The sequence below is a fragment of the Candidatus Polarisedimenticolaceae bacterium genome (assembly GCA_036376135.1).
Lineage (GTDB): Bacteria > Acidobacteriota > Polarisedimenticolia > Polarisedimenticolales > DASRJG01 > DASVAW01.
Genome location: DASVAW010000054.1, coordinates 16945 through 38671 on the forward strand (window position 1 = coordinate 16945; position 21727 = coordinate 38671).

The following is a 21727-nucleotide window of genomic DNA, read 5'->3' on the forward strand; positions in this document are numbered from 1 at the left end:
TCGGCGCATCGTAGGGCGCGCCGAAGCCGACGGCCCGCGTCATTCGTTAAGCAGGACGCCCAGACGGCTCTCCACCGTCGCATCGTGGATCGCGCGGAAATCGACGATGTCGAGCGCCACGGGAACGACCTTCGCGAAGGCGCGACGATGCTCCGCCCAGGCGTCGAGCAGGGCCTGACCGGCGGGGGAGCCGGTGTGGAAGACGTGTTGGCGCAGCAGGCGCAAGAGCAGCGCCTCGTCCGCCGGGCCCGGGGTGTCGACGCGCACGAAGTCCGGGTTCACGCGGGAGGTGATCGAGCCTCCGGGGTCGAAGACGTAGGCCACCCCGCCGGTCATCCCCGCGCCGAAGTTCGTGCCCACGGTTCCGAGGACGACCACGGTCCCGCGGGTCATGTATTCGCAGCCGTGGTGGCCGATTCCCTCGACGACGGCGGTCGCGCCGCTGTTGCGCACGGCGAAGCGTTCTCCGGCGCGCCCCGCGACGAACAGCGTGCCCCCCGTCGCACCGTAGAGGGCGACGTTGCCGAGCACGGTCTGCGCGATTCCGGTCTCGCGCACCTCGCGCGGCATCCGCACCGAGATCAGCCCACCGCTCATCCCCTTGCCGACGTAGTCGTTCGCCACCCCGCGCAGCCGGAGCTCGACCCCCTCGACCAGGAACGCGCCGAAGCTCTGTCCCGCCGCCCCGCGGAGCCTGAGCTGCACGTTGCCGCGGAACCCGCCCCGTCCGTAGAGGAACGCGAGCTCTCCCGAAAGCCGTGCTCCGACCGAGCGGTCGGTGTTGCGGATCGCGCGATGCGCGACCGCCTGGCCGTGCGTCACGATCTCCCGGCGCACCTCGTCGATCACGTCGTCGTCGAGGGTGCGCGCGCGCTCGGACGGCGCGCCCGAGGGGCGCGGGCGCCCGAGCGGCAGGCCTCGTCCCGCTCCGGCGTCGAGGATCGCGGAGAGGTCGACTCCGCGCTCGGCGACGAGGGCGTCGTGCCGCGGGTCGAGGACGAGGCGGTCGTTGCGCCCGACCGCCTCGTCCACGGAACGGAATCCGGCGCCGGCGAGGGCCTCGCGCGTCTCGGCGGCGACCGAGCGGAGCCACGCGGCGACGTGTTCGGGCTTCCCCTCGAACTTGCGTCGCAGCGCCTCGTCCTGCGTCGCGATCCCGGCGGGGCAGGTGTTGAGGTGGCACTGGCGCGCCATCACGCACCCGAGCGCGACGAGAGACGCGGTCCCGAAGTCGTATTCCTCCGCGCCGAGCAGGGCCGCGATCGCGACGTCCCGGCCGGTCTGAAGCCCGCCGTCCACGCGCAGCACCACGCGGGTGCGCAACGACGCGGCGACGAGGGCCTGGTGGGCCTCGGCGAGGCCGAGCTCCCAGGGGAACCCGGTGTGTTTGAGCGAGCCGAGCGGGGAGGCGCCGGTTCCGCCGTCGCCGCCGGAGACGAGGACGACGTCGGCCCCGGCCTTGGCGACCCCGCAGGCGATCTGGCCGACGCCGGGCTGGGCGACGAGCTTCACCGACACGAGCGCGCGCGGGTTCACCGCCTTGAGGTCGTGCACGAGCTGCGCGAGGTCCTCGATGCTGTAGATGTCGTGGTGCGGGGGCGGGGAGATGAGCGGGACCCCCGGCGTCGCGCCGCGCGCGGCGGCGATCTGCAGCGTCACCTTGTGGCCGGGAAGTTGCCCTCCTTCGCCCGGTTTCGCCCCCTGGGCCATCTTGATCTGGATCTCGCGCGCGGCGGCGAGGTAATCGGCCGTCACGCCGAACCGCGCGCTCGCGAGTTGCTTCACCCGGCAGTTCGCGCTGGGATCGGGATTCCCCGGGGCGTACCGGTCGTAGGGTTCGCCCCCTTCGCCGCTCGACGACCGCGCGCCGACGAGGTGGAATCCCTTCGCGAGGGTCCGGTGTGACTCGTCGGAGATCGCGCCGAACGAGATCGCCCCCGAGCCGAACCGCCGGAGGATCGCCTCGACCGACTCGACCGCGTCGAGCCGGACCGGAGGGCGCCCCTCGACGGCGAGCAGGTCGCGAAGGTAGACCGGCGGGTCGTTCTCGGCCGCGGGCGCCGGCCGTCCTTCGGCCAGGGCGTGGATGCGCTTGAAGCGCGCGGGGGCGAAGCCGTGCGCCTCCCCGCCGCGGCGGAACCGGAACAGCCCCGCGTCCCCGATCGCCGGCGCCTCGGGGCCCCACGCCCGGTGCGCGCGCTCGAGCATCGCGGCGCGCAGGTGCGCGATCCCGACGCCGCCGGCGCGGCCTTCGATCGAGGGGAAATACGGCGCGAGGAGGGTGGGCGAGAGGCCCAGCGCGTAGAGCGTCATCGAGCCGTGGTAGCTGCTCAGCGTGGCGATCCCCATCTTCGACATGATCTTGAGCAGCCCTTTCTCGAGGGCCCAACGGTAGTTCTCGAGCCGCGACGGAAGGTCCTGCGTCCCGGCGAACCGGCGGCGCAGGATCGCGTAGGCCAGCCACGGGTAGACCGCGCTCGCGCCCACCGCGACGAGGCAGGCGACGTGGTGGTCCTCGACGAGGTCGCCGGTCGCGGCGACGATCGAGATGCCGCTGCGCTCGCGGCGCGCGACGAGGTGCTCGTGCACCGCGCAGGCCGCGAGCATCATCGGGACGGGCAGGCGATCCGCGTCCGCCTCCTCGTCGGAGAGCACCAGGATCCTCGCCCCCGACCGGGTGGCGCGTTGGGCCTCCTCGCAGAGGGACTCGAGGCGCTCGGACAGCGGGACGTGACGCTCGACCAGGCACGCCACGCGGGCGACGGGGAAGTCCGGGATCCTCCCGAGGATCTCGAACTCGCGAGGGGAGAGGACGGGGCCCTCCAGGTGGACCGCGCCGTGGAACTCCGGCGCGTCGCCGAGGAGGTTGTTCTCGCTCCCGAGGTGGCGGAACAGACCGGTCACGAAGCGCTCGCGGATCGGATCGATCGGGGGGTTCGTGACCTGCGCGAACGACTGCTTGAAGTAGTCGTACAGGCGCCGGTCCTTGGACGAAAGGAACGCGGGCGGGGTGTCGTCGCCCATCGAGCCGACGCTTTCGCGTCCGGTCTCGGCCATGGGGACCAGGAACCCCTTCACCTCGTCCTGCGTCCAGCCGAACGCGACGGGCACGCGGTCGTCGACCGCGGCCTCGCCGGCGAACTCGACCGCCGCGGCGCCGCGCTCCACCCGCGTGACGTGGCGTTCGAGCAGGCTCGACCACGGCGCGGACGCGGCGACGTGCGCCTTGATCTCCGCGTTCTCCCGGATCCTTGCGCCTCGAAGGTCGACCGCCAGGATCTCCCCGGAGGTCAGGTGGTGATGGGCGAGGAGGTTCTCCTCCGGGACGTCCACGACCCCCGCCTCCGACGCGACGACGAGCAGGCCGTCGCGCGTGCGCATCGAGCGGAGCGGACGCAACCCGTTCCGGTCGAGCTTGGCGGCGACGACGTCGCCGTCGGTGAACACGACCGCCGCCGGGCCGTCCCACGGCTCCACGAGGTTCTCGTGGTAGACGAAGAAGTCCCGCAGCGCGGGGTCCATCGTGCGGTCGTAGGCGTAGGGGTCCGGGATCAGCATCATCGCGGACAGCAGCGGGTCGCGCCCCGACCGCACGAGCAGCTCGAGCGCCTCGTCGAGGCTTCGCGAGTCGCTCGCCCGCTCGGTGAGGACCGGGAGCAGGGTGGCGAGATCCTCTCCCCAGAACGGCGAGGAGAGGCGCGCCTCTCGGGCGCGCATCCAGAGCCGGTTCCCCTTGATCGTGTTGATCTCGCCGTTGTGCGCGAGCATCCGGAACGGTTGCGCCATCGCCCAGGAGGGGACGGTGTTGGTCGCGAACCGCTCGTGGAAGATCGCGAAGCGCGAGACGTAGTCCTCACGGGCGAGATCGGGGTAGAACCGGTCGATCTGGTGCGAGGTCATCAGCCCCTTGTAGACGACCGTCCTGGAGGAGAACGAGCAGATCGTCGACTGGGTCCGGCGGGGAAGCCGTTTCTCCACGGCACGCCGCGCGAGGTACAGGCGGGATTCGAGCGGCCGGGGATCCGACGACGCCGGGCAGGCGCAAAGCCCCTGGAAGACGATCGGACGGCAGGCGCGCGCGAGCTCCCCGAGCGCCTCCGGCTCGACCGGCACGCGCCGCAGCGACAGCCAGCGCAAGCCGTGCTCGGCGCACGTCGCCCGCAGAGCCTGCTCGACCCCGTCGGCCTCGAGGGGGGTCGTGAAGACCATCGCGACCGCGAGGGTCTCGCCGGGGCGGAGGTCCGCGTCGAAGAGCGCGCGGGGGAGGTCGGTCAGGAGGCCCGCGCCGTCGCCGCTCTTGCGGTCGGCGGCCTTGGCCCCCCGATGGAACAGCCGCTTCAACGCCTCGATCGCGAGGGCGACCGCGCGGCGCGAGGGCGCTCCCGAGGTCTCGGCGACGAACCCCGTCCCGCACGAGGCGCGCGTCGCCTCCGGATCGACGAGGGGGTATGGGCCGAAGCGACGCATGGGAACCCCGGGGGCCGGGATCCTTATAGCGCCCTCCGCTCGGGAACCGCTACTCCGACTGCGTCTGGAACTCCCCGGCGAACCGGACGAACGCGAGGAACGCGACCACCGCGAGGACCATGTGACCCGCGAGCACGTACCAGGCGCCCCCCGGATGGCCGATCCGCTCGAAGTACCCGTACATCGGCGCGTAGATGCCGCTCAGCGTCGCGCCGATCATCGTCCCGAGGAAGTTCGAGCCCATGTAGAGCCCGGCCTTCTCCTTCGGCGCGATCCACGTGATGTACTCCTGGATGCGCGGCGAGGTGATCATCTCGCCGACCGCGAACAGCGCGATGCCCAGGAAAACGAGCGCCGCCGCGCCGGTCGCCGCGAGCCCGATCACGGCGAATCCCGCCGCGGCGACCGCGAGCCCGAAGATGAACGACGGAAGCGCTCGGAACTTCTCGAAGACGAACGAGATCGGCAGCTGCAGCAGCATGATGATGTAGCCGGTGTGCGAGACCGACTCGCCGAGCACGCGGCGGACGCCGTCCACCTCGTGCGAGACGATCCCCACGATCCACGGGCCGAGCACCGGGATCCACGAGAGTCCCCTGTCGAGGCTCGCGTAGAGCGCCGCGGTATCGACCGCGCCGTCCACGTAGAGGGCGCACAGGTTGAAGAACCCCCAGAAGGGCAGCCAGAAGAACAGGCCCAGCAGGATCAGGAACGACGCGAACTTGACGTCGCGCAGCGTGACCAGGATGTCCTTGAGCTTCTTGCCGAGCGGCTCGACCGTCGCCGCGCGGGGCGGCTCCTTGTAGAAGAGCAGGGTGATCACGAACATCACGCCCACCGCGATGGCGGAGGACAGGAACGCGTGGTCCCAGGAGATGGCCCTCAGCTTTCCGGCCACGATCGGGCCGAACGAGCCTCCGATGTTCACCATCGCGTAGAAGATGCCGAAGCCCAGCGTCGTGTTCGTGGAGTCGGTCGTGACGCGCACCGTCCCCGCGATGAGCGGCTTGAAGATTCCGGCGGCGAACCCGATGCACAACATCGCCGCGGCGATCCCGGAGAAGGTCTTCGTGGCGAGAAGGAGCAGGATCGCCGGGAGGTACGCCATGTACGAGACGATCAGGACCTTCTTGAACCCGTAGCGGTCGGCGAACGTCCCCGAGACGACCGGGATCATGTACGAGCAGAAGAGGAACAGGCTCTGGATGATCCCCAGCTGGTCGCGGGAGTACCCCAGCGACGCGAGGTAGATCCCGAACCCGAAGTAGATGCCGTAATACGCGAACCGCTCGAGCACCTCGATCAGGTTGGCGACCCAGAAGACCGGCGGGAACTTCGTGCGTGCGGCCATGCGACCTCCCATGGGAACCCGGGGACGGCCGCGGATTCTAGCGCCCTTGGCCCCTCAATAGGGTCCATTGCCAGGCGTCGGCCGCCCCGGAGCGGATGAACGGGGCGAGCGCGAGCTTTCCGGCCGGTCCGATGCTGCGCTCGAGGAAGTCCATCTCGGCGAGCTGCTCCCGGGCCTCCTCGTCCGGCTCGGTGGGGAAACCGGCCTCGCGGAGCATCAGGAGCCCCTTGGCGCGCAGTCCCAGCTCCAGGCGGACCCGGAGGTAGTTCAGGAGGTCCGCGACGATGGGTCCCTCGAAGTGGCCCTTGAGGGAGTCGAGGTAGCGGCCGACCGGGGACTCGGAGACCCGCCCGGAGAGGATCAGCTCCAGCATCTCGGTGTCGGCGTCGAACCCGAGGTTGAGCCACTCCCCGACCCGGCGTTCGGCCCATCGGAAGGCGGCGACGACCGACGCGGGGATCGCGACGGCGATCACCATCGCCGAGACGACCGGCGAGAGGAGGAAGTGGTTGTAGAGGGAGTGCAGGCCGACCGCAGCGGCGAATCCGGGGAGCCACGCGCCCCCCAGTCCCTTCGGCCGGCGGTCGAAGAGGGTCTTCGTCAGAACCGCGAAGACCGCGGCCGCGCCGGCGTGCATGACCGCCGTCCCCACGCCCCGCACCAGCCAGACCGAAAACCCCGCGTCGCGGTGGCTCAGCCAGTAGAAGACGTTCTCCACGAGGGCGAACCCGGCCCCCGTCGCGAACCCCTGGATCGCCGCGTCGACGGCGAAACCGACCCGGTTCGTCCGCACGATCCAGGCGAGAAGGGCCGCCTTCAGCCCCTCCTCGAGGACCGGCGCCACGTAGCGGGAGAACAGCGGAGCGGAGATCGGAAGCGCGTCGGCGATCGGCGTCCCCGCCATGCGCGCGACGACGGCGAGCACCGCCCCCATGCCGACGGTGTACAGGACGTGGCGGAGCCGCACGAGCTTGTAGGCGTCGAGGGCGGTCAGGGCGAGGAGCAGCGCGAGGACCGGAACGAAGCCTGCGGTGGCGGAGGCGAGAAGGGCACCCGCCGTCACCGGAGCACGCGCAACGACACCATCCCTTCGTCGCGGGGTTTGGTCCCCTCTTCGAACGCCGAGGCGTAACCGAACGACAGGGTCATGTCGAGGCGAGAGAGTATCGTGAAACGCACGTCGATCTGCACCCCGACGTTTCCGATCCTGCGCCGCAGCGCGGAATCTCCCACGTCGGTCTCGATTCCCGTGGCGAAGATCGAGGTCCTCGCCCACGAGGCGTAGATGCCCGGCGAACCCGCCCGCGCGAATCGCAGGGGCGGGAGGTTCCATTCGGTCATCACCTTGGCGAAGGTCCGGCCGGCCAGGGCGTTGATCTCCTCGCCCGGGAAGCTCCACCACTCCCGGTACTTCTTCTCGTCGCCGTGGTCGACCCAGTTGTTCCCGAAGCCTCCGAAGTAGAAGGAGGCCAGCTCGTTCTCCCGGTCCCCCGAGGCGGCGCCCGCCGCGGTGCGGAGCCACACGGAGGAGTTCGACAGGGGGAGCGCCAGGCCTGCGTCCCAGGTCGCGACGAGCTTGGGGAACATCTCCCCGCCCGCGCGGTCGACCGCGCCGCTCAGGCTCGCCCGCTGCCCCTTGACGGCGTCCACTCCGCCCAGGGGCGTCCTCGCGTTCGACCACTCGAGGGTCGAGACGACCGAGGCGAGCCGGTCGGGGGCGACGACGTTCTGATAGAAGGGGAGGCGCTCGAGGTCGCCGAAGTACGCGGCGTCGACGTCGAGGCGGAGCCTGCGGGGACGGTCGTCGACGAGCGTCTTTCCCCAGCCCGCGCCGACCGACCAGCCCTTGCGGCTGCGCTTGGTGGGGCCGAACAGGTCGTAGAAGTCGGCGTAGTTGTACGTGGCGCGGGCGCGCCAGTCGTAGCGCTCGTAGTGAAGGTCGGCGTGCGCCTTCTCGTCGCCGGCGAGGTCGGAGTCGGGGGTGTAGCTCGCGGTGAGCGAGATGCGGTTGAGCATCAGCGGATCCGAGAGGTTCATCCTCGCGCCGACGCCGATCGATTCCTTGTACCCCTGGAGCACCGGGTAGACCGACTCGACTCCGATGCCGCGTCCGGAGCGGTAGCTCCCCTGGCGCGTCACGAGGGTGTCGATCGGGATCTCCGAGGGGGGGCCGACGTTCCAGTCCTTCAGCTCCGGGTGCGTCTCGATCACCTTCGTCCCGAGGAAGGTGATCGCCGCGAGGTCGGGGGCCTCCTTTCCGTCGAGCTCGACCGGGACGAAGCCGCCTTCGGCGTAACGGATCGCGTACAGCCTCCCGTCCTTCATGGGGAGCGGACGGAAGAACCCCGTCTCGGCGTTGGTGAGCGCGGAGAGGGCGTCGGTCCTCCAGTTCCAGCGGAGCACGTTCGCGACGCCGGTGTAGTAGGCGCTGCCGACCAGGTGGTCGCCGTCGGGGGTGAAGACGAAGTCGAGCGGGGCGGCCACGCCGAACCGGCGCTCGGCGACCACATTCGCCTCACCCTTGCGCAGGTCCGCGGTCCGGTAGAGGCGAAGGACCTGGCCGCCGTCCGCCTCTCCGACGGCGACGGCGAGGAGAGTTCCGTCGGGGGAGACCGCGAGGTTGCGCGGGACCTCGCCGTACGGGAAGGCCCGGGCGAGCTTCCACTCGGTGTACGGCTCCGGCACGGTCACGACCGAGGCCATGCCGTTGAAGTGCCGGACCCCCCACAACGCGCGCGTCACGGGATCGAAGGCGAGCTCGCCGAGTCGGGCGTCCTTGAGGAGCGTCCGCGACTCGCCGGTGTCGGGGTCGACCTCGCGCAGGTCGCGGTATTCCACGTGGTCGGTGGTGTAGAGGATCTTCCGCCGGCCGGGATCCCAGGCGAGGGAGGTCACCGCATAGAGGATCGGCGCCTTCACGTCGACGATGCGCTTCATCTCGCCGCCCGCCGCGGGGAGCGAGCCGATGAACGCGACGCTCCCCGGGTACTGCACGGCGAGGAACAGCCGGTCGTCCCGCTCGTCGTAATGGAGACGCGAGACCGAGCCGAGCGGACGGTCGACGAGATCGCGGCCGTGGGTGACCGGGTAGGTCCGGATCGCCGCGAGATTCTCCGCCTGGAACTCCTTCTCGAATCCGGTCCACTGCGCCCACGCCTCGTCGAGCGAGATCCCGAAGACCTGCTTGAACTGCGAGGCGTAGTAGCGCTTCGAACCCTCGTCGCGCCGGATCCAGCGCACGACGTGGTCGGGGGAACGGGTCAGGGCCAGCCACGAGATGAACCGGGTTCCGTACAGGTACGAGTTCACATCGACCTGGAAGTCGGTCTTCACCCCTTCGGCGACGAGGCCCAGGGGATCGCGCAGCGCGGCGTTCTCGAGGATCTTCGTCCGGAAGACCATCTCGTCCCAGGACCCCTGGGCGCGTCCCAGGCCGCCGGCCATCCACGTCTCCGCGAAGACGGCGATTCCTTCGTGGAACCAGCGGGGGGCGGCGTCGCGTGGGGAGGTCAGCCAGAACCAGAGGATCGATTCCGGCTGCTCGGCGGTGGGGACGACCTTCCCCGCGAAGAGCGTGCGCCAGCGGCGGTCGGCTTTCGTCGCCTTGTCCACGGTCGCGAGGTGGACGAGCTCGTGGTTCATCAGCCAGTTGAACCGCTCGTTCGGCGAGACCGTCTCGAACTCCATCCCGATCGGCGACGTCTCGAGGAGGAGCACCGTCCGGGGGGTCCCCATCGCGCTCGCGTTCCCGGAGTCCGAGAAGTCGTTGATCAGGACGGTGACGGGACGGGCGGGTTCCCAACCGAAGACGCGCTGCTGGAACTCGAGGGAGTTGTAGAAGCAGCGCGCGACCTGCGGGGCGAGGTGGGATTGCAGGGGCGCCCGGTGGACGAGCACGAGCTCGTCCGACTCCAACGTGGCGAGAGCCGCCGTCGCGCCCGCATCGTTGGCGAGCGCGACGGCGGCGAGAAGGGCTGCGATCAAGGAACGGGACTAGTTCGGCTTCGCTTCGTTCTTGAGCTCGTGCTTCATGGCGTCGCTCTTGAGCGCGTTCTTGAGGGCGTCGCCCGCGGCGATGGAGCGGCCGAGAGACTCGCTCTTGAGGGACTGCCGGAAGGCGTCGTTCTTGAGGGCGAGCTTCATCGCGTTGCTCGCGAGGACCTCGCGGAAGGCGCCGAGCTTCATGGCGTCGAGGAAGGACTCGTTCCGCATCGCGGTGCGGAGCGCCTCGTTCCCGAGGATCGTCGTGAGGGCGTCGCTCGTGAACGCGGTCTTGACGTCGCCGACCTTCATCGCGTCCAGCTTCGCCGCCTCGTTCTTGAGGGCGGACTTCACCGCTTCGGCGGTGGTCGCGTTCTTGAGGGCTTCGCTCCGGACGAACGGGCCGAACGCCGCGCTCTCGAACACCTGGCGGGCGGCGTCGCTCTTCAGCGCGTAGCGGATCGCGTCGTTGTCGAGGGCGGCCTGGAGATTGTCCGCCGTGACCGACTGCCGGACCGCGTCGACGCGCAGCGCCTGGAGGAAGGCGTCGTTGGAGAGAACCTCCACGATCGCCGGGTCCTTGACGATCTTGTCGAAGAGCTCGCTCTGGAGGAACGGGTCGGCGCCGATCCCCTCGACCGTGGTCGTCCCGGCGGGGACCTGCTCGGCCTGGTACTTGGTCGCGGGGCTGATGGTCCCGGCGACGTCCTGTTCGGCAGGGCCCGGTCCGCGGAAATAGACGATCCCGGCCACCGCCACCACCGCCGCCGCTGCAAGCCACATGAGCCGGCTGGCTCCGCTCATCCCCGTCGAATGCTGCGTCATCGTCGTTCTCCTCCACTCCCGGTTACCGGGTTCCTGGTTCGTTGTTCCATACACGGCCCGCGGGGAAAGGTTGGACGCCGAATGGCGCTCGCGGACTTTCTCCATCACCGACGCCGCCAGGTCGGCCGGGGGTTCGGCGTCGGGGATCTTCGCCAGCAGGGTGTCGAGCTCGGGGTCCAGGGGTTCGTTCATTTCAGTATCCCCATGGTCTCGAGGCGGAGTCGCAGGGCGCGGCGGGCCTCGAAAAGGCGGGACTTGACGGTTTTCTCGGGGATCTCGAGCGCCACGGCGATCTCCTGGTAGGAGCCGTCGAGGAAGTGCCGGAGGATGACGACCGCGCGGTGTTCCGGGGTGAGCGCGGCGAGCGCAGCCTGGACGGCGCGCTCGAGCTCGCGGCCTTCCATCCGACTTTCAGGACCCTTGTCGTCGTCGACGACGTCCTCGACGAGAGGCTCCGGGCGTTTCCTGCGCTGGAGGTGGTTGATCGCCTCGTGAATCGCGATCCGGTAGATCCAGCTGAAGAACCGGTACCTGGGGTCGAACGTCCCGATCTGCTCGAAGGCCTTGAGGAATGCGGTCTGGGCGAGATCGCGGGCGTCTTCGGGATCGCGGACCATGCGGAGCACGGCGGAATATACCGGGCGCTGATGTCGGCGTACCAAGATCTCGAACGCGTCGACATGGCCTTCGATGACCTCCCGGACGAGCGCGGCATCGTTCGCGCCGTCATCGGGAACTACAGGCCCGGGCCCCGAAGGTTGGCTCATGCCCCCTCGATTTCGAAGATCCGGTCGAAGCCGGAGAACCGGAACACCTCTCGAAGGTGCGGCGAAAGCCCGCGAAGCCGCAATCCCGCGCCCCGGCCCATCAGCCGCTTCTGGGTCTTGAGAAGCGCGCCGAGCCCGAGGCTCGAGACGTATTCGAGCCCGGCGAGGTCGAGCGTCGCCGGCCCCTGCACGGCATCGAGGGTTTCCTCGAGCCTCGCGGCGTGGGATGCGTCCAGGCGTCCCGAGAGCGCGATCACGCCTTCCTCGCTCTGCCGGATCTCGAACATGCCGTTTACCCCAGTCTTCTCACGATCGTCGTCGTCGCGCGGCGCCCGTCGTGGTCGTAGTCGATTCGGTCCATCATGCGGCGGATCAGGTGGATACCGAGCCCGCCCGGCGTTCGCTCCGAGAGGGGGGCGTCCACGCGCGGCTCCGGCAGGCTCCGCGGGTCGAAGGCGTCGGCGTCGTGATCCGTCAGCACGAGGGTCGCCCGCCCGTCGTGGGCGTGCCCCTCGAGGTCGATACCGCCGCTCCCCGCAGGATTGTGGCGGACGGCGTTGGCGAAAAGCTCCTCGGCGGCCAGGCGCAGGGCGAAACGGTCCTCCTCCCCGAAGCCGCCGGCGTCGAACCACCGGTCCAGCCAGTCGAAGACCGCGCCGAGCGCGTCGAGACGGCGCTCGAATCGGGTTCGCGGGGCTCGGACCTCGGACAGGGCCATTCCTCTCGTTAGCGGGGGGCGCAAAGAATGCCACACTGGAGCGCGCTCAGTCGAGGACTCTCGCGCCCGCCGCGGCGGTCCATCCGAGGTCGACGATGACCGGCAGGTGATCGCTCGCCACCCTCGAGGCCCGCAGTCGGCAGGTCCTCGCGGCGAGGACGCGGAGCGGCCCCCGGACGTACACGCGGTCGAGCCCGCCCGTGGGGGAGAACGACGGGTACGTGCGCAGGCAGCGCCGCCCGTCCGGTGCGCGCTCCGTGGCGCACCGCATGCCGAGCACGCTCACGAACGCGGCGCGGAGCAGGTTCCGCCAGTCGTTGAAGTCCCCGGCCAGGACGCAGGGGCGCTGCGGGTCGAGGGCGGAGAACTCGCGGGCGTGCGCGAGCGCCGCGACCTGCAGGTCGCGCTCGCGGGCGGACAGGCCGAGGTGGAGATTGAAGACCTCGACGTCGCGGGGCGCGCCGTGCGTGGGCAACACGCGGATCGTCGCGTGAAGGCATCCGCGTCGCTTCCGACCCCCGATCGTCAGGTCGATGTTCCGCTCGCGCACGATCGGATGCCGGGAGAGCGTCGCGTTCCCGTACCGGCCCTGGCGCAGTCGCACGTTGTGCCCGACCGCGAGGTGCGGGTAGCCCAGGAGCAGGGCCAGCTCCGCGGCGAGGTTGATGTGTCCGGAGCGGGGGGCGCCGTCGTCGACCTCCTGGAGGATCGCGACGTCCGGGTCGTGGTGCGCGACGATCTCCGCGATGCGGTCGAGCCGGAACCGCCGGTCGACGCCGATGGCGCGGTGGATGTTGTAGGTCAGCACCCGCAGGCGCATGCCTGACCTCCCGGTCCGCCGCCGGGAAAACTATACGCCGGCATCAGACCGCCGGGATCGGGATCCCCGGCCCCGCGGACCGTCGGTCGCGGGCTCGGGCGGCCAGCGCGTCCTGCACCGCGATGCGGGTTTCTCCCGCCGCGGGGCGACGACGGACGTAGGAGCCGTCGGGGCGGCAGTCCCAGGCGGACGCGTTGTCCCGACGGTAGGTCTCGATGATCGCCTCCACCTCGCGCCGCACCTCGGGATCGGCCAGCGGGACGATCGTCTCGACCCGGTTCTCGAGATTGCGTTTCATCCAGTCCGCCGAGCCGATCAGGTACTCCGGATCGCCTCCGTTCTCGAACCGGTAGATCCGGCTGTGCTCGAGGAACCGGCCGACCACGCTCCAGACCCTCACCGTCTCGGAGAGCCCGGGCACACCGGGCCTCAGGCAGCACAGGCCCCGGACGACGAGGTCGATCGGAACCCCCGCCCGGCTCGTCGCGTAGAGCTCGCGCATCACCTCGCGATCCTGCAGCTGGTTCAATTTGGCGAAGATCCCCGAAGGCCGTCCGGCCCGCGCGTGCTCCGCCTCGCGACGCATGCGGGACACGAACGCGTCACGCATGAAGGTGGGGGCCACGAGCAGGCGGCGATAGGCGGCGGTCGAGGACGCGCCGGTGAGCTCGTTGAAGATGCGCGCCACGTCGTCGCACACCTCGGGCTCGCACGTGAGCACGCCGACGTCCTCGTAGAGTCGGGCCGTTCCCGTGTGGTAGTTGCCGGTGCCCAGGTGGGCGTAGCGGCGAAGCTCTCCCCCCTCCTCGCGAATCACGAGCGCCGCCTTCACGTGGGTCTTCAGGCGCTCGACGCCGTAGGCGACGTGGACCCCCTCGTTCTCGAGGAACTGCCCCCAGGCGATGTTCGGGGCCTCGTCGAATCGCGCGGTGATCTCGACGAGCACGGCCACCTGCTTGCCCCGCCGCGCCGCCTCCGCGAGTGCGCGCACGATCGGGGAGTCCTTGCTCGTGCGGTAGATCGTGAGCTTGATCGCGAGCACGTCGGGATCGACCGCCGCCGACTCCAGGAAACGCAGCACGGAGGAGTCGAAGCTCTGGTAAGGGTGGTGGAGGAACACGTCTCCGCGGCGGATCTCGTCGAAGAACGCCTCCGGGCTCGCCGTCGCGAGCTCCGCGAGCCGCGGGTGCGCGACGGGACGGTGGGGCGGCAGGTGCAGGTCCGGGCGGTCCGACACGTCGAGTTGGAGGAGGTCGCTCAATCCCAGGAAGTGGCGCTGCACGAAGACGTCCTGGGGCCCGACCCGCAGCTGGGCGCAGAGCCAGTCGGCGAGCGCCTGCGGCATGCCGGGCTCGACCTGCAGCCGGACCACCCCCGCGAACTTCCTCGCCTTGAGATCGTCGGCGACCAGGCGGACGATGCGGCCGGGCTCGAGCAGGTCGTCGTCCAGGCCGACGTCGGCCCGACCGTCGCGCTCGCCCTCCGCTCCACGCGTCACGCGGAACAGGTGGACGCTCTCGGGGGGGTGCGACGGGAACACGAGGTCCAGGTTCGCCGCGATCACCTGCTCCAAGGGAACGAAACCCGCGCGGGGGAGAGGGATGAAGCGCGGTCGGTTGTTCGGCACCTTGACCCGAACGAACCGGGTGCGTGCGGTGCCCGGCTCCGGCAGCTGCACGGCGAGGTTGAGCCCGAGGTTGCTGATGAACGGAAAGGGGTGCTCGGCGTCGACCGCGAGCGGCGTCAGGATCGGCATCACCGACGCGACGAAGTATCGGCGCACGTGCTCGCGCGCCGAAGCGTCGAGCGCGTCGTGATCGTACAGCGGGATTCCGGCGTCCTCGAGCGCGGGACGCAACTCGTCGAGCACGCGCAGATCGAGCGTGGCGGTCTGGCGGAGGATCTCGTCGCGGCATGCCGCCAGCTCCTCCTCGGGGGTCCTGCCGTCGAGCGACCGGCGCCGCGAGCCCTTCTGCACGAGCTTCTTGAGGCCGCTGACGCGCTTCATGAAGAACTCGTCGTGGAGCATCCCCATGATCCCCGCGAACTTGACCCTCTCCAGCAGAGGCAGCTCGGGGTCTTCGACGAGCGCGAGCACGCGCGCGGCGAAAGCCAGCCAGCTCAACTCTCGATTGAAGTACGCTTCGGGCTGGTCGGGACCGATGCCGACCGGCGGCGCGTCCATCGCGGCTCTCCCTTGGCCCGTGGGCGGTTCGAAACACCTCGTGCCGAGGAGGATCCTGACGAATCGGTGTCGCGGGCGCCATGACGGAGGACAAGCTCTCCCAAGCGGTCGGACGGGCCCTGGAGGCCCGTCGCCTCGTCCTCGAGGGGTCGAGGGACGCCGCGGTGCGGCTGTTCGACGGTTTCCGCGAGGGCTGGCCCGGCCTCGTCGTCGATCTGTACGCACGGACGCTGGTCCTGTACGACCGCGATGCGTCCGAGGAACGGGCCGGCCGCGTGGCGGCGCTCGTCGCATCCCGGGTTCCCGGCGTGAGGGCGGCGATCCGCAAGGCCCGCCACGGCCGGGACCCCGCGGAGCGGAACGGGCTCCCGATCCCCGGGTTCGATGGGGCCCCCGACCGCGAGGTCGTCGAGCACGGCGTCCGGTACGCGATCGAGCTGACCCTCAACCGGGACGCGAGCTTCTACCTCGACACCCGCGAGCTGCGCCGGCTGCTGAAGGCGGAACTCGCCGGGGCGCGGGTGCTCAACGCCTTCGCCTACACCGGAAGCCTCGGGGTCGCCGCGCGCGCCGCTCCCGCCGCCGAGGTGATCCACCTCGACCGCACGCGCCGCTTTCTCGAGGTGGCGCGGGCGTCGTACGCCCTGAACGGCTTCGAGGTCCGCCGGCGCGATTTCCGGGCGCGCGACTTCTTCGTGGAGGCCGCCTCGCTCCGGCGCGAAGGGGCGCTGTTCGACGCCGTGATCGTCGACCCGCCGTTCTTCTCGACCGACGCGCGCGGGACCGTCGATCTCGAGCGGGGGATGGAGCGGCTGCTCAACAAGGTCCGGCCGCTCGTCGCCGACGGCGGCCGGATCTTCGCGGTGAACAACGGCCTGTTCGTCCCCGGCGCCGCGTACCTCGCCGCCCTCGAGGGAATCGGGCGCGACGGGTACGTGACCCTCGAGTCGATCGTGCCGGTTCCCGACGACGTCCTCGGCCCCGCGCGGTCCGGCCCGGTCCCGTACCCCGCCGATCCCGCGCCCTTCGCGCACCCGACGAAGATCGCGGTCCTCCGCGTCCGGCGGAAGGACGCGCGGGGGGCGGGACGGACGTAGACTCCGGCCCCGGGGTCGCGTTCCCGGCGGGCAAGGCGATGCTCGATCGGGCGGCGAGGTCGGGCCCTCCCAATCCAATCCGGCGAAACGCGGTATATAACAAGGCTCTCGAGGAGCCCCCCGTGAGTCGTTCCCGATCTTCCGCGGCGTCCGCCGCCCGCGATGCCGCACCCGCCCGCGCCGCGCGCGTGGACGGAGTGACCCTCCTCTACGGGGCCGGGATCCTCTTCGGCGCCATGCTGCTGTTCCTCGTCCAGCCGATGGCGGCGAAGATGCTCCTCCCTTCGCTCGGGGGTAGCCCCGCCGTGTGGAACACGGCAATGGTCTTCTTCCAGGTCGCGTTGCTCGCGGGGTACGCCTACGCGCACCTGCTCGCGCGGCGGCTCTCGTGGGGCACCCAGGTCGCGGTGCACGCCGTCGTCCTCCTCGCGCCGCTCGCCTTCCTCCCCATGCGGATCGGCCAGACTCCCCCCGCGGACGGCGCCTCGCCGGCGTTCTGGGTGCTCGGGGCGCTGACGCTCTCGATCGGCGCCCCGTTCGTGGTGGTGTCGACGACCGGCCCGCTCCTCCAGCGCTGGTACGCGGCGAGCGGATCGGCCCGCTCTGAGGATCCGTATTTCCTGTACGCGGCGAGCAATCTCGGGAGTCTCGGGTCGCTTCTCGCGTATCCGCTGTTCCTCGAGCCTCGCCTGGCGGTCGCGACCGGCGGCTGGGCGAGCCAGACCGGGCTGTGGGCGATCGGCTACGTCGTCTACGTCGTCCTGGTGGGGGCGTGCGGCGCGGTGTTGTGGCGGGCGCGCCGCGGCGAAGCGCCGGCGGTCCCCGCGCCCGTCGCGGGGGTCACGGCCCGGGAGGACCTCAAGACGAGGGCGACGTGGGTCGGGCTCGCGTTCATCCCCTCGAGCCTCATGCTCGGGACGACCCTCACGCTCTCCACCGACGTCGCCGCGGTGCCGCTGCTGTGGGTGCTGCCCCTTGCCGTCTACCTCGCGACGTTCGTCGTCGCGTTCTCGTCGTGGGGCCCCGCGGCCACGCAGGCGTCGCGGTGGGCGCTCCCGCCGCTCGTGCTCGTGCTCGTCTGGACGATGTGGACCACGGCCCGCCCCGATCCGACCGTCGGGGTCCCGCTGTTCCTCGGGGTGCTCGCGGCCGCCGGGCTCGCCGTCCACGGTCGCCTGGCCGCGATGCGGCCGCCGGTCGAGCGGCTCACGGGGTATTACCTGTGGATCTCGGTCGGCGGCGCGCTCGGCGGGATCTTCTGCGCCCTGGTGGCGCCGATGATCTTCACCTCGGTCGTCGAGTACCCGATCGCCCTGGGGGCCGCCTGCCTCGCGCTTCCCGGCGCCGCGGCGCGCGGGCGCGGCGTCGAGCGCCGCGCCCGCGTGATCGACCTCGTGGCTCCGGCGCTCCTCGCGATCGCGCTGGCGTTCGCGATCCTGCCGTTCCTGAAGGAGATCACCGGGGACCTGGTCTCGCACATGCGCAACGTGGCCCTGTTCGCGATCCTCGCGGCGGCGGCGTTCGTGCTGCGCCCGGTGCGGTTCGGGCTCGCCGTGTTCGTGTTGGTCTTCATCGGGCAGACCTGGCGCACGAGCGTGGGCGACATCGAATATTCGGCCCGGACGTTCTTCGGCGTGATGCGCATCACGAAGGTGAACGGCATCGACTTCGAGGTGAAGAGCGGACCCGAGGCGGGACTCAAGGCGAACATCCCGTTCCACACGCTCTACCACGGCACGACGCTGCACGGCGCACAGCTCATGCACCCGCAGCTGCGTTACCGCGCGACGACCTACTTCCACGTCAAGGGGCCGCTCGGGCACGTGTTCCGCACGTACCGCCGGCAGTCCATCCTCGACGAGGTCGTGGTGGTGGGCCTTGGAGTCGGCTCGATCGGGGCGTACGCCGAGCGCGGCCAGCGCTTCCGGTTCTACGACATCGACCCGGAAGTGATCACGATCGCGCGGAACCCCGAGTGGTTCACCTACCTGCGCGACGCGGAGGCGCGCGGCGCGAAGATCGAGACGGCCGCGGGGGACGGTCGCAAGCTCCTCGAGCGGGAGCCCGACGGCAGCATCGGCCTGTTGATCATGGACGCCTTCAGCTCCGACGCTCCGCCGCTGCATCTCATGACGCGGGAGGCGATGGACGTCTACTTCCGCAAGCTCCGCCCGGACGGCGTGCTCGCGGTGAACGTCAGCGTGGAGCACTTCGACTTCGTGCCCGTCCTGGCGGAGATCGCGGCGGCGACCGGGCGCACCGGGCTGTTCTGGTTCGACCTCGCCCAGCTCTCCGAGCAGGACCGCGTGGACGGAAGGTCCTCCGCGCGCTGGGTCGTGCTGGCCGAAAAGCCGGCGGTGCTCACCCCCCTGATGCTCGGCGGCGGCGGCTGGCAGCCCCTCGAGGGGTTCCGCGAGCCCGCGCGTTCGCGCGAGCTTCTCTGGACCGACGACTTCGCCAGCCCGCTCTCGATCCTCCGCCGCGGGTAGGAAACCGGGACCGTCGCCCGCGTCCGCTAGTCGGCGAGGGTGCTCAGGTCGCCGGGATCCTCGCCGAGGGCCTTGGCCTTGAGGTACCGCCGGACGATCTTCCCCGAGCGGGTCTTGGGAAGCGCTTGGATGACCTCGATCTCGCTCGGTTGCGCGATCGGCCCGAGATCCTCGCGCACGTGGTCCTTGATCGAGGCGCGGACGCCGGTCCCGAGCTTCACGCCGGGGCGGAGCACGACGTACGCCTTGATCCGTTCTCCCTTGAGCTCGTCGGGCAGACCGATGACCGCGCTTTCCGCGACCGCGGGATGCCGGAGCAGCGACGACTCCACGTCGGCGGTCGAGATGCGGTGCCCTGCGACGTTCATGACGTCGTCGGCGCGGCCCAGCACCGCGAAGTAGCCGTCCGCGTCGCGCACCGCGACGTCCCCCGCGCTGTAGCAGCCGGGGATCTGCTTCCAGTACTCCGCGTAGCGGTCGGGGTCGTTCCAGACCGTGCGCATCATGTAAGGGAGCGGGTCGCGGATCACGAGCAGGCCGCCGCTTCCCGCGGGCACGGGGGCGCCCTCTTTCGAGACGACCTCGGCCCGCACCCCGGGCATCGCCTTGCCGACCTTCCCCAGGCGCGCCTCGTAGGTGGGGAGCGTCCCCAGCACCGGTCCGGCGATCTCGGTCTGCCACCAGTTGTCGACGACCATGCCCCCCGACTGCGACACGAGGTGCTTCTGCGCCCAGCGGTGCGCCTCGGGGTTCAGCGGCTCCCCCGCGCAGGCGATCAGCCGCAGGCGCGAGAGGTCGAACTTCGCGGGGACGTCGCCGCCGTGGCTCATCCACATGCGCAGCGCCGTGGGGGCGGTGAACATCACGTTCACGCCGAACCGCTCGACCAGCTCCCAGGTCACCTCGGGGGTGGGGTAGTCGGGGACGCCCTCGCGGCAGAGGATCGTCGCGCCGACGGACAGCGGCCCGTAGACGATGAAGGAGTGGCCGACGATCCAGCCGATGTCCGAGGTGCTCCAGTAGATGTCGCGCTCGCCGATCTGGTAGAAGGCCCGGCTGAGGTAGGTCACCCCGACCATGTATCCGCCGGTGGCGTGCACGACCCCTTTGGGCTTCCCGGTCGTCCCCGACGTGTAGAGGATGAACAGCGGGTGCTCGGCGTCCACCATCGCCGGCTCGCAATGGATCGCGCGCGGCTGCTGCACGTCGTAGTAATCGTGTTCGCGCTCGCTGTCGAACTTGAACGGCGGGTCGCCGGGGCGCGAGCCGCGGCGGTGCACGATGACGTGCTCGACGTCGATCAGGTCGCGGACGGCGTCGTCCACGATCCGTTTCAGGTCGATCGCCTTCCCGCGGCGGTAGGTGTAGTCGGAGCAGACGACGACCTTCGCCCCCGCGTCGACGATGCGGGAGCGAAGCGCCTCCTTCCCCATTCCGGCGTAGACGACCGAGTGGATCGCGCCGATGCGCGCGCACGCGAGCATCGTGACGATCCCCTCGGGCACGAGCGGCATGTAGACGATCACGCGATCGCCCATGCCGACGCCGAGATCCTTGAGGGCGTTCGCGAAGCGGTTCACCTCACGGTAGAGCCGGGCGTAGGTGTAGGCGTGCTCCTCCCCGTTCTCACCGACCCAGAGGATCGCCGCCTTGTTGCGGCGCTCGCTGTGCGCGTGCCGGTCGATGCAGTTGACGGTCGCGTTGAGCTTGCCGCCGACGAACCATTCGTGTTTCGGCGCGTCCCAGCGCAGCACTTCCTTCCACGGCTCGGCCCACTCCAGCAGGGCCGCCTTCCGCGCCCAGAAGACGCGAAGGTCCCCCGCGGCGAGCGCGCGCTCGGCGTCGTAGTCGATCGCCGCGCCCTTCAGGAGGGACTCCGGAGGCTGGATCGTCTCGCCGCCTTTCGCGAGGGCGTCGATCGTCGCGCGCTGGGAGCCGGTGAGGTCGAGCCGGACGTCGTCTTGCGTTTCGGCCATGGCGGGCCCTCCTCGAGACGGCGGGGGGCCGCGAGTCTGCACCAGAACCGCGCGCGCGGGATTAACGCGAGTCAAGTCCCCCTGCTCGGCGCCACGCCTCGCGCCGCTCCCGCGCGGCGGCCAGCGTGGGGCGTCCGCGACGGTCCATCGAGCGAATAAAAGACGAAATACGGCCAATTCGGCGCATAAAGGCTGCCCAATCGGCGCAGGAAACAAGAGCCTAGGCTTGGGGCTGGATTCGAAAAAACCCATTTATTTCAACACATGCTACGTACTTCCCCCCACGGCCCAGAACTTGCCCTATTGCTACGCTCGTCCCGAACGAAACCTGCCGGCATCTTGAGTGTTCCGGTAGGGGAAGAACACAAGACCCGCAAGACGGGCGATTCGAGAAGGAGAGACCCCCCATGAAGAAGACGATCCTGGCGATGGTGGCGGCGGCGGCAGTGGCCGTCCCGGCGACGGCCGCCGACGAGACCCTGATCTTCCGCGGCAACGTCGCGTTCATCACGCCGACTGCCGACTCGACGATCGACGACATCAAGTTCGAAGCCGACTCGGCGGTCGGGCTGGACGCGTCCTTCGAATACAAGTTCGCGAAGGCGTGGGGCGTCGAGGCAGCCGTCCTTTACGCCAAGCACGACGTCAAGGCCGACGGCTCCAAGTTCGCCGAAATCGATCAGACCCCCCTCCTCATCAGCGCCAACTACCACTTCCCCACCGCCGGGAACGCCGACTGGTACGTCGGACCGACCGTCGGCTACACCTTCTGGGGCGACGTCGACGTCGATAACCCCGCCGCCGTGGACCCGAGCACCGACGGGGAGTTCACCTACGGCGTGAACGCCGGTGTGGACGTCCCGATCAAGGGCAGCTGGGCCTTCACCGGAGGTCTGCGCTACCTCTTCAGCAAGGCCAACGGCGACGGCGTCGGCGACGTCGACGTGAACCCGCTGGTCCTGCGCGCGGGCGTCGCCTACCGCTTCTAAGGTCCGCCGTCCCGAACCGACCGAAGGGCCCGCTCCGGCGGGCCCTTCGTGTTTTTGCCCGC

Annotated in this window: 14 protein-coding genes; 3 read left to right on the forward strand and 11 right to left on the reverse strand. The window is 70.2% G+C overall.

Features of this window, described 5'->3' with window-relative positions:
• Positions 1-39: 39 nt before the first annotated feature.
• From gltB to ppk1, 10 genes are read right to left on the reverse strand one after another with little or no spacing between them, the layout of a single operon-like run.
• Entirely contained in the window at positions 40-4467 is a 4428-nt protein-coding gene (gene gltB, locus VF139_05035; protein HEX6850752.1) for a glutamate synthase large subunit, read from the reverse strand.
• Positions 4468-4516: 49 nt separating this feature from the next.
• A complete protein-coding gene (locus tag VF139_05040) occupies positions 4517-5818 on the reverse strand; it encodes an MFS transporter (protein HEX6850753.1) in 1302 nt (433 codons plus the stop codon).
• Between the two features lie 37 nt (positions 5819-5855).
• A complete protein-coding gene (locus tag VF139_05045) occupies positions 5856-6881 on the reverse strand; it encodes a PrsW family glutamic-type intramembrane protease (GenBank protein HEX6850754.1) in 1026 nt (341 codons plus the stop codon).
• Positions 6878-9802, reverse strand: a complete 2925-nt coding sequence (locus VF139_05050; protein HEX6850755.1) for a hypothetical protein — start codon at positions 9800-9802, stop codon at positions 6878-6880. The genes VF139_05045 and VF139_05050 overlap by 4 nt, the downstream gene beginning before the upstream one ends.
• Before the next feature lie 9 nt (positions 9803-9811).
• Complete coding sequence (locus tag VF139_05055; protein ID HEX6850756.1) at positions 9812-10816, reverse strand: hypothetical protein; 1005 nt, start codon at positions 10814-10816, stop codon at positions 9812-9814.
• Entirely contained in the window at positions 10813-11391 is a 579-nt protein-coding gene (locus VF139_05060; protein HEX6850757.1) for a sigma-70 family RNA polymerase sigma factor, read from the reverse strand. The genes VF139_05055 and VF139_05060 overlap by 4 nt, the downstream gene beginning before the upstream one ends.
• Positions 11388-11678: an STAS domain-containing protein gene (locus VF139_05065; protein ID HEX6850758.1), complete on the reverse strand. Its 291-nt coding sequence runs from the start codon at positions 11676-11678 to the stop codon at positions 11388-11390. Before VF139_05065 ends, VF139_05060 begins: the two co-directional genes overlap by 4 nt.
• Positions 11679-11683: 5 nt before the next feature.
• The gene (locus tag VF139_05070; protein ID HEX6850759.1) at positions 11684-12109 is read right to left on the reverse strand and encodes an ATP-binding protein; all 426 of its coding nucleotides are present in this window, start codon (positions 12107-12109) and stop codon (positions 11684-11686) included.
• Positions 12110-12155: 46 nt separating this feature from the next.
• Positions 12156-12929 carry an endonuclease/exonuclease/phosphatase family protein gene (locus VF139_05075; GenBank protein HEX6850760.1) on the reverse strand — a complete coding sequence of 258 codons (774 nt, stop codon included), beginning with the start codon at positions 12927-12929 and terminating at the stop codon, positions 12156-12158.
• Between the two features lie 43 nt (positions 12930-12972).
• Positions 12973-15114, reverse strand: coding sequence for a polyphosphate kinase 1 (ppk1, locus tag VF139_05080; GenBank protein ID HEX6850761.1), 2142 nt, complete (start codon positions 15112-15114; stop codon positions 12973-12975).
• Between the two features lie 80 nt (positions 15115-15194).
• On the opposite strand from ppk1, the gene VF139_05085 reads away from it, so the two are divergent.
• Together VF139_05085 and VF139_05090 are read left to right on the forward strand one after the other, a co-directional pair.
• A complete protein-coding gene (locus VF139_05085; GenBank protein HEX6850762.1) occupies positions 15195-16211 on the forward strand; it encodes a class I SAM-dependent methyltransferase in 1017 nt (338 codons plus the stop codon).
• Between the two features lie 122 nt (positions 16212-16333).
• Positions 16334-18700 (forward strand): hypothetical protein, encoded by a 2367-nt coding sequence (locus VF139_05090; protein HEX6850763.1) that lies wholly within the window; start codon positions 16334-16336, stop codon positions 18698-18700.
• A gap of 26 nt (positions 18701-18726) precedes the next feature.
• Here VF139_05090 and acs read toward each other — a convergent pair whose 3' ends face one another.
• Complete coding sequence (gene acs / locus VF139_05095) at positions 18727-20676, reverse strand: acetate--CoA ligase (GenBank protein HEX6850764.1); 1950 nt, start codon at positions 20674-20676, stop codon at positions 18727-18729.
• 407 nt (positions 20677-21083) lie between these two features.
• On the opposite strand from acs, the gene VF139_05100 reads away from it, so the two are divergent.
• Complete coding sequence (locus VF139_05100; protein HEX6850765.1) at positions 21084-21665, forward strand: OmpW family outer membrane protein; 582 nt, start codon at positions 21084-21086, stop codon at positions 21663-21665.
• Positions 21666-21727 lie beyond the last annotated feature (62 nt).

Excerpts from the sequence above, each read along its gene's own strand:
- gltB (HEX6850752.1), bottom strand. The coding sequence starts at position 4,467 with ATGCGTCGCTTCGGCCCATACCCCCTCGTCGATCCGGAGGCGACGCGC.
- VF139_05040 (HEX6850753.1), bottom strand. The coding sequence starts at position 5,818 with ATGGCCGCACGCACGAAGTTCCCGCCGGTCTTCTGGGTCGCCAACCTG.
- VF139_05055 (HEX6850756.1), bottom strand. The coding sequence starts at position 10,816 with ATGAACGAACCCCTGGACCCCGAGCTCGACACCCTGCTGGCGAAGATC.
- VF139_05060 (HEX6850757.1), bottom strand. The coding sequence starts at position 11,391 with ATGAGCCAACCTTCGGGGCCCGGGCCTGTAGTTCCCGATGACGGCGCG.
- VF139_05065 (HEX6850758.1), bottom strand. The coding sequence starts at position 11,678 with ATGTTCGAGATCCGGCAGAGCGAGGAAGGCGTGATCGCGCTCTCGGGA.
- VF139_05070 (HEX6850759.1), bottom strand. The coding sequence starts at position 12,109 with ATGGCCCTGTCCGAGGTCCGAGCCCCGCGAACCCGATTCGAGCGCCGT.
- VF139_05075 (HEX6850760.1), bottom strand. The coding sequence starts at position 12,929 with ATGCGCCTGCGGGTGCTGACCTACAACATCCACCGCGCCATCGGCGTC.
- ppk1 (HEX6850761.1), bottom strand. The coding sequence starts at position 15,114 with ATGGACGCGCCGCCGGTCGGCATCGGTCCCGACCAGCCCGAAGCGTAC.
- VF139_05085 (HEX6850762.1), top strand. The coding sequence starts at position 15,195 with ATGACGGAGGACAAGCTCTCCCAAGCGGTCGGACGGGCCCTGGAGGCC.
- acs (HEX6850764.1), bottom strand. The coding sequence starts at position 20,676 with ATGGCCGAAACGCAAGACGACGTCCGGCTCGACCTCACCGGCTCCCAG.
- VF139_05100 (HEX6850765.1), top strand. The coding sequence starts at position 21,084 with ATGAAGAAGACGATCCTGGCGATGGTGGCGGCGGCGGCAGTGGCCGTC.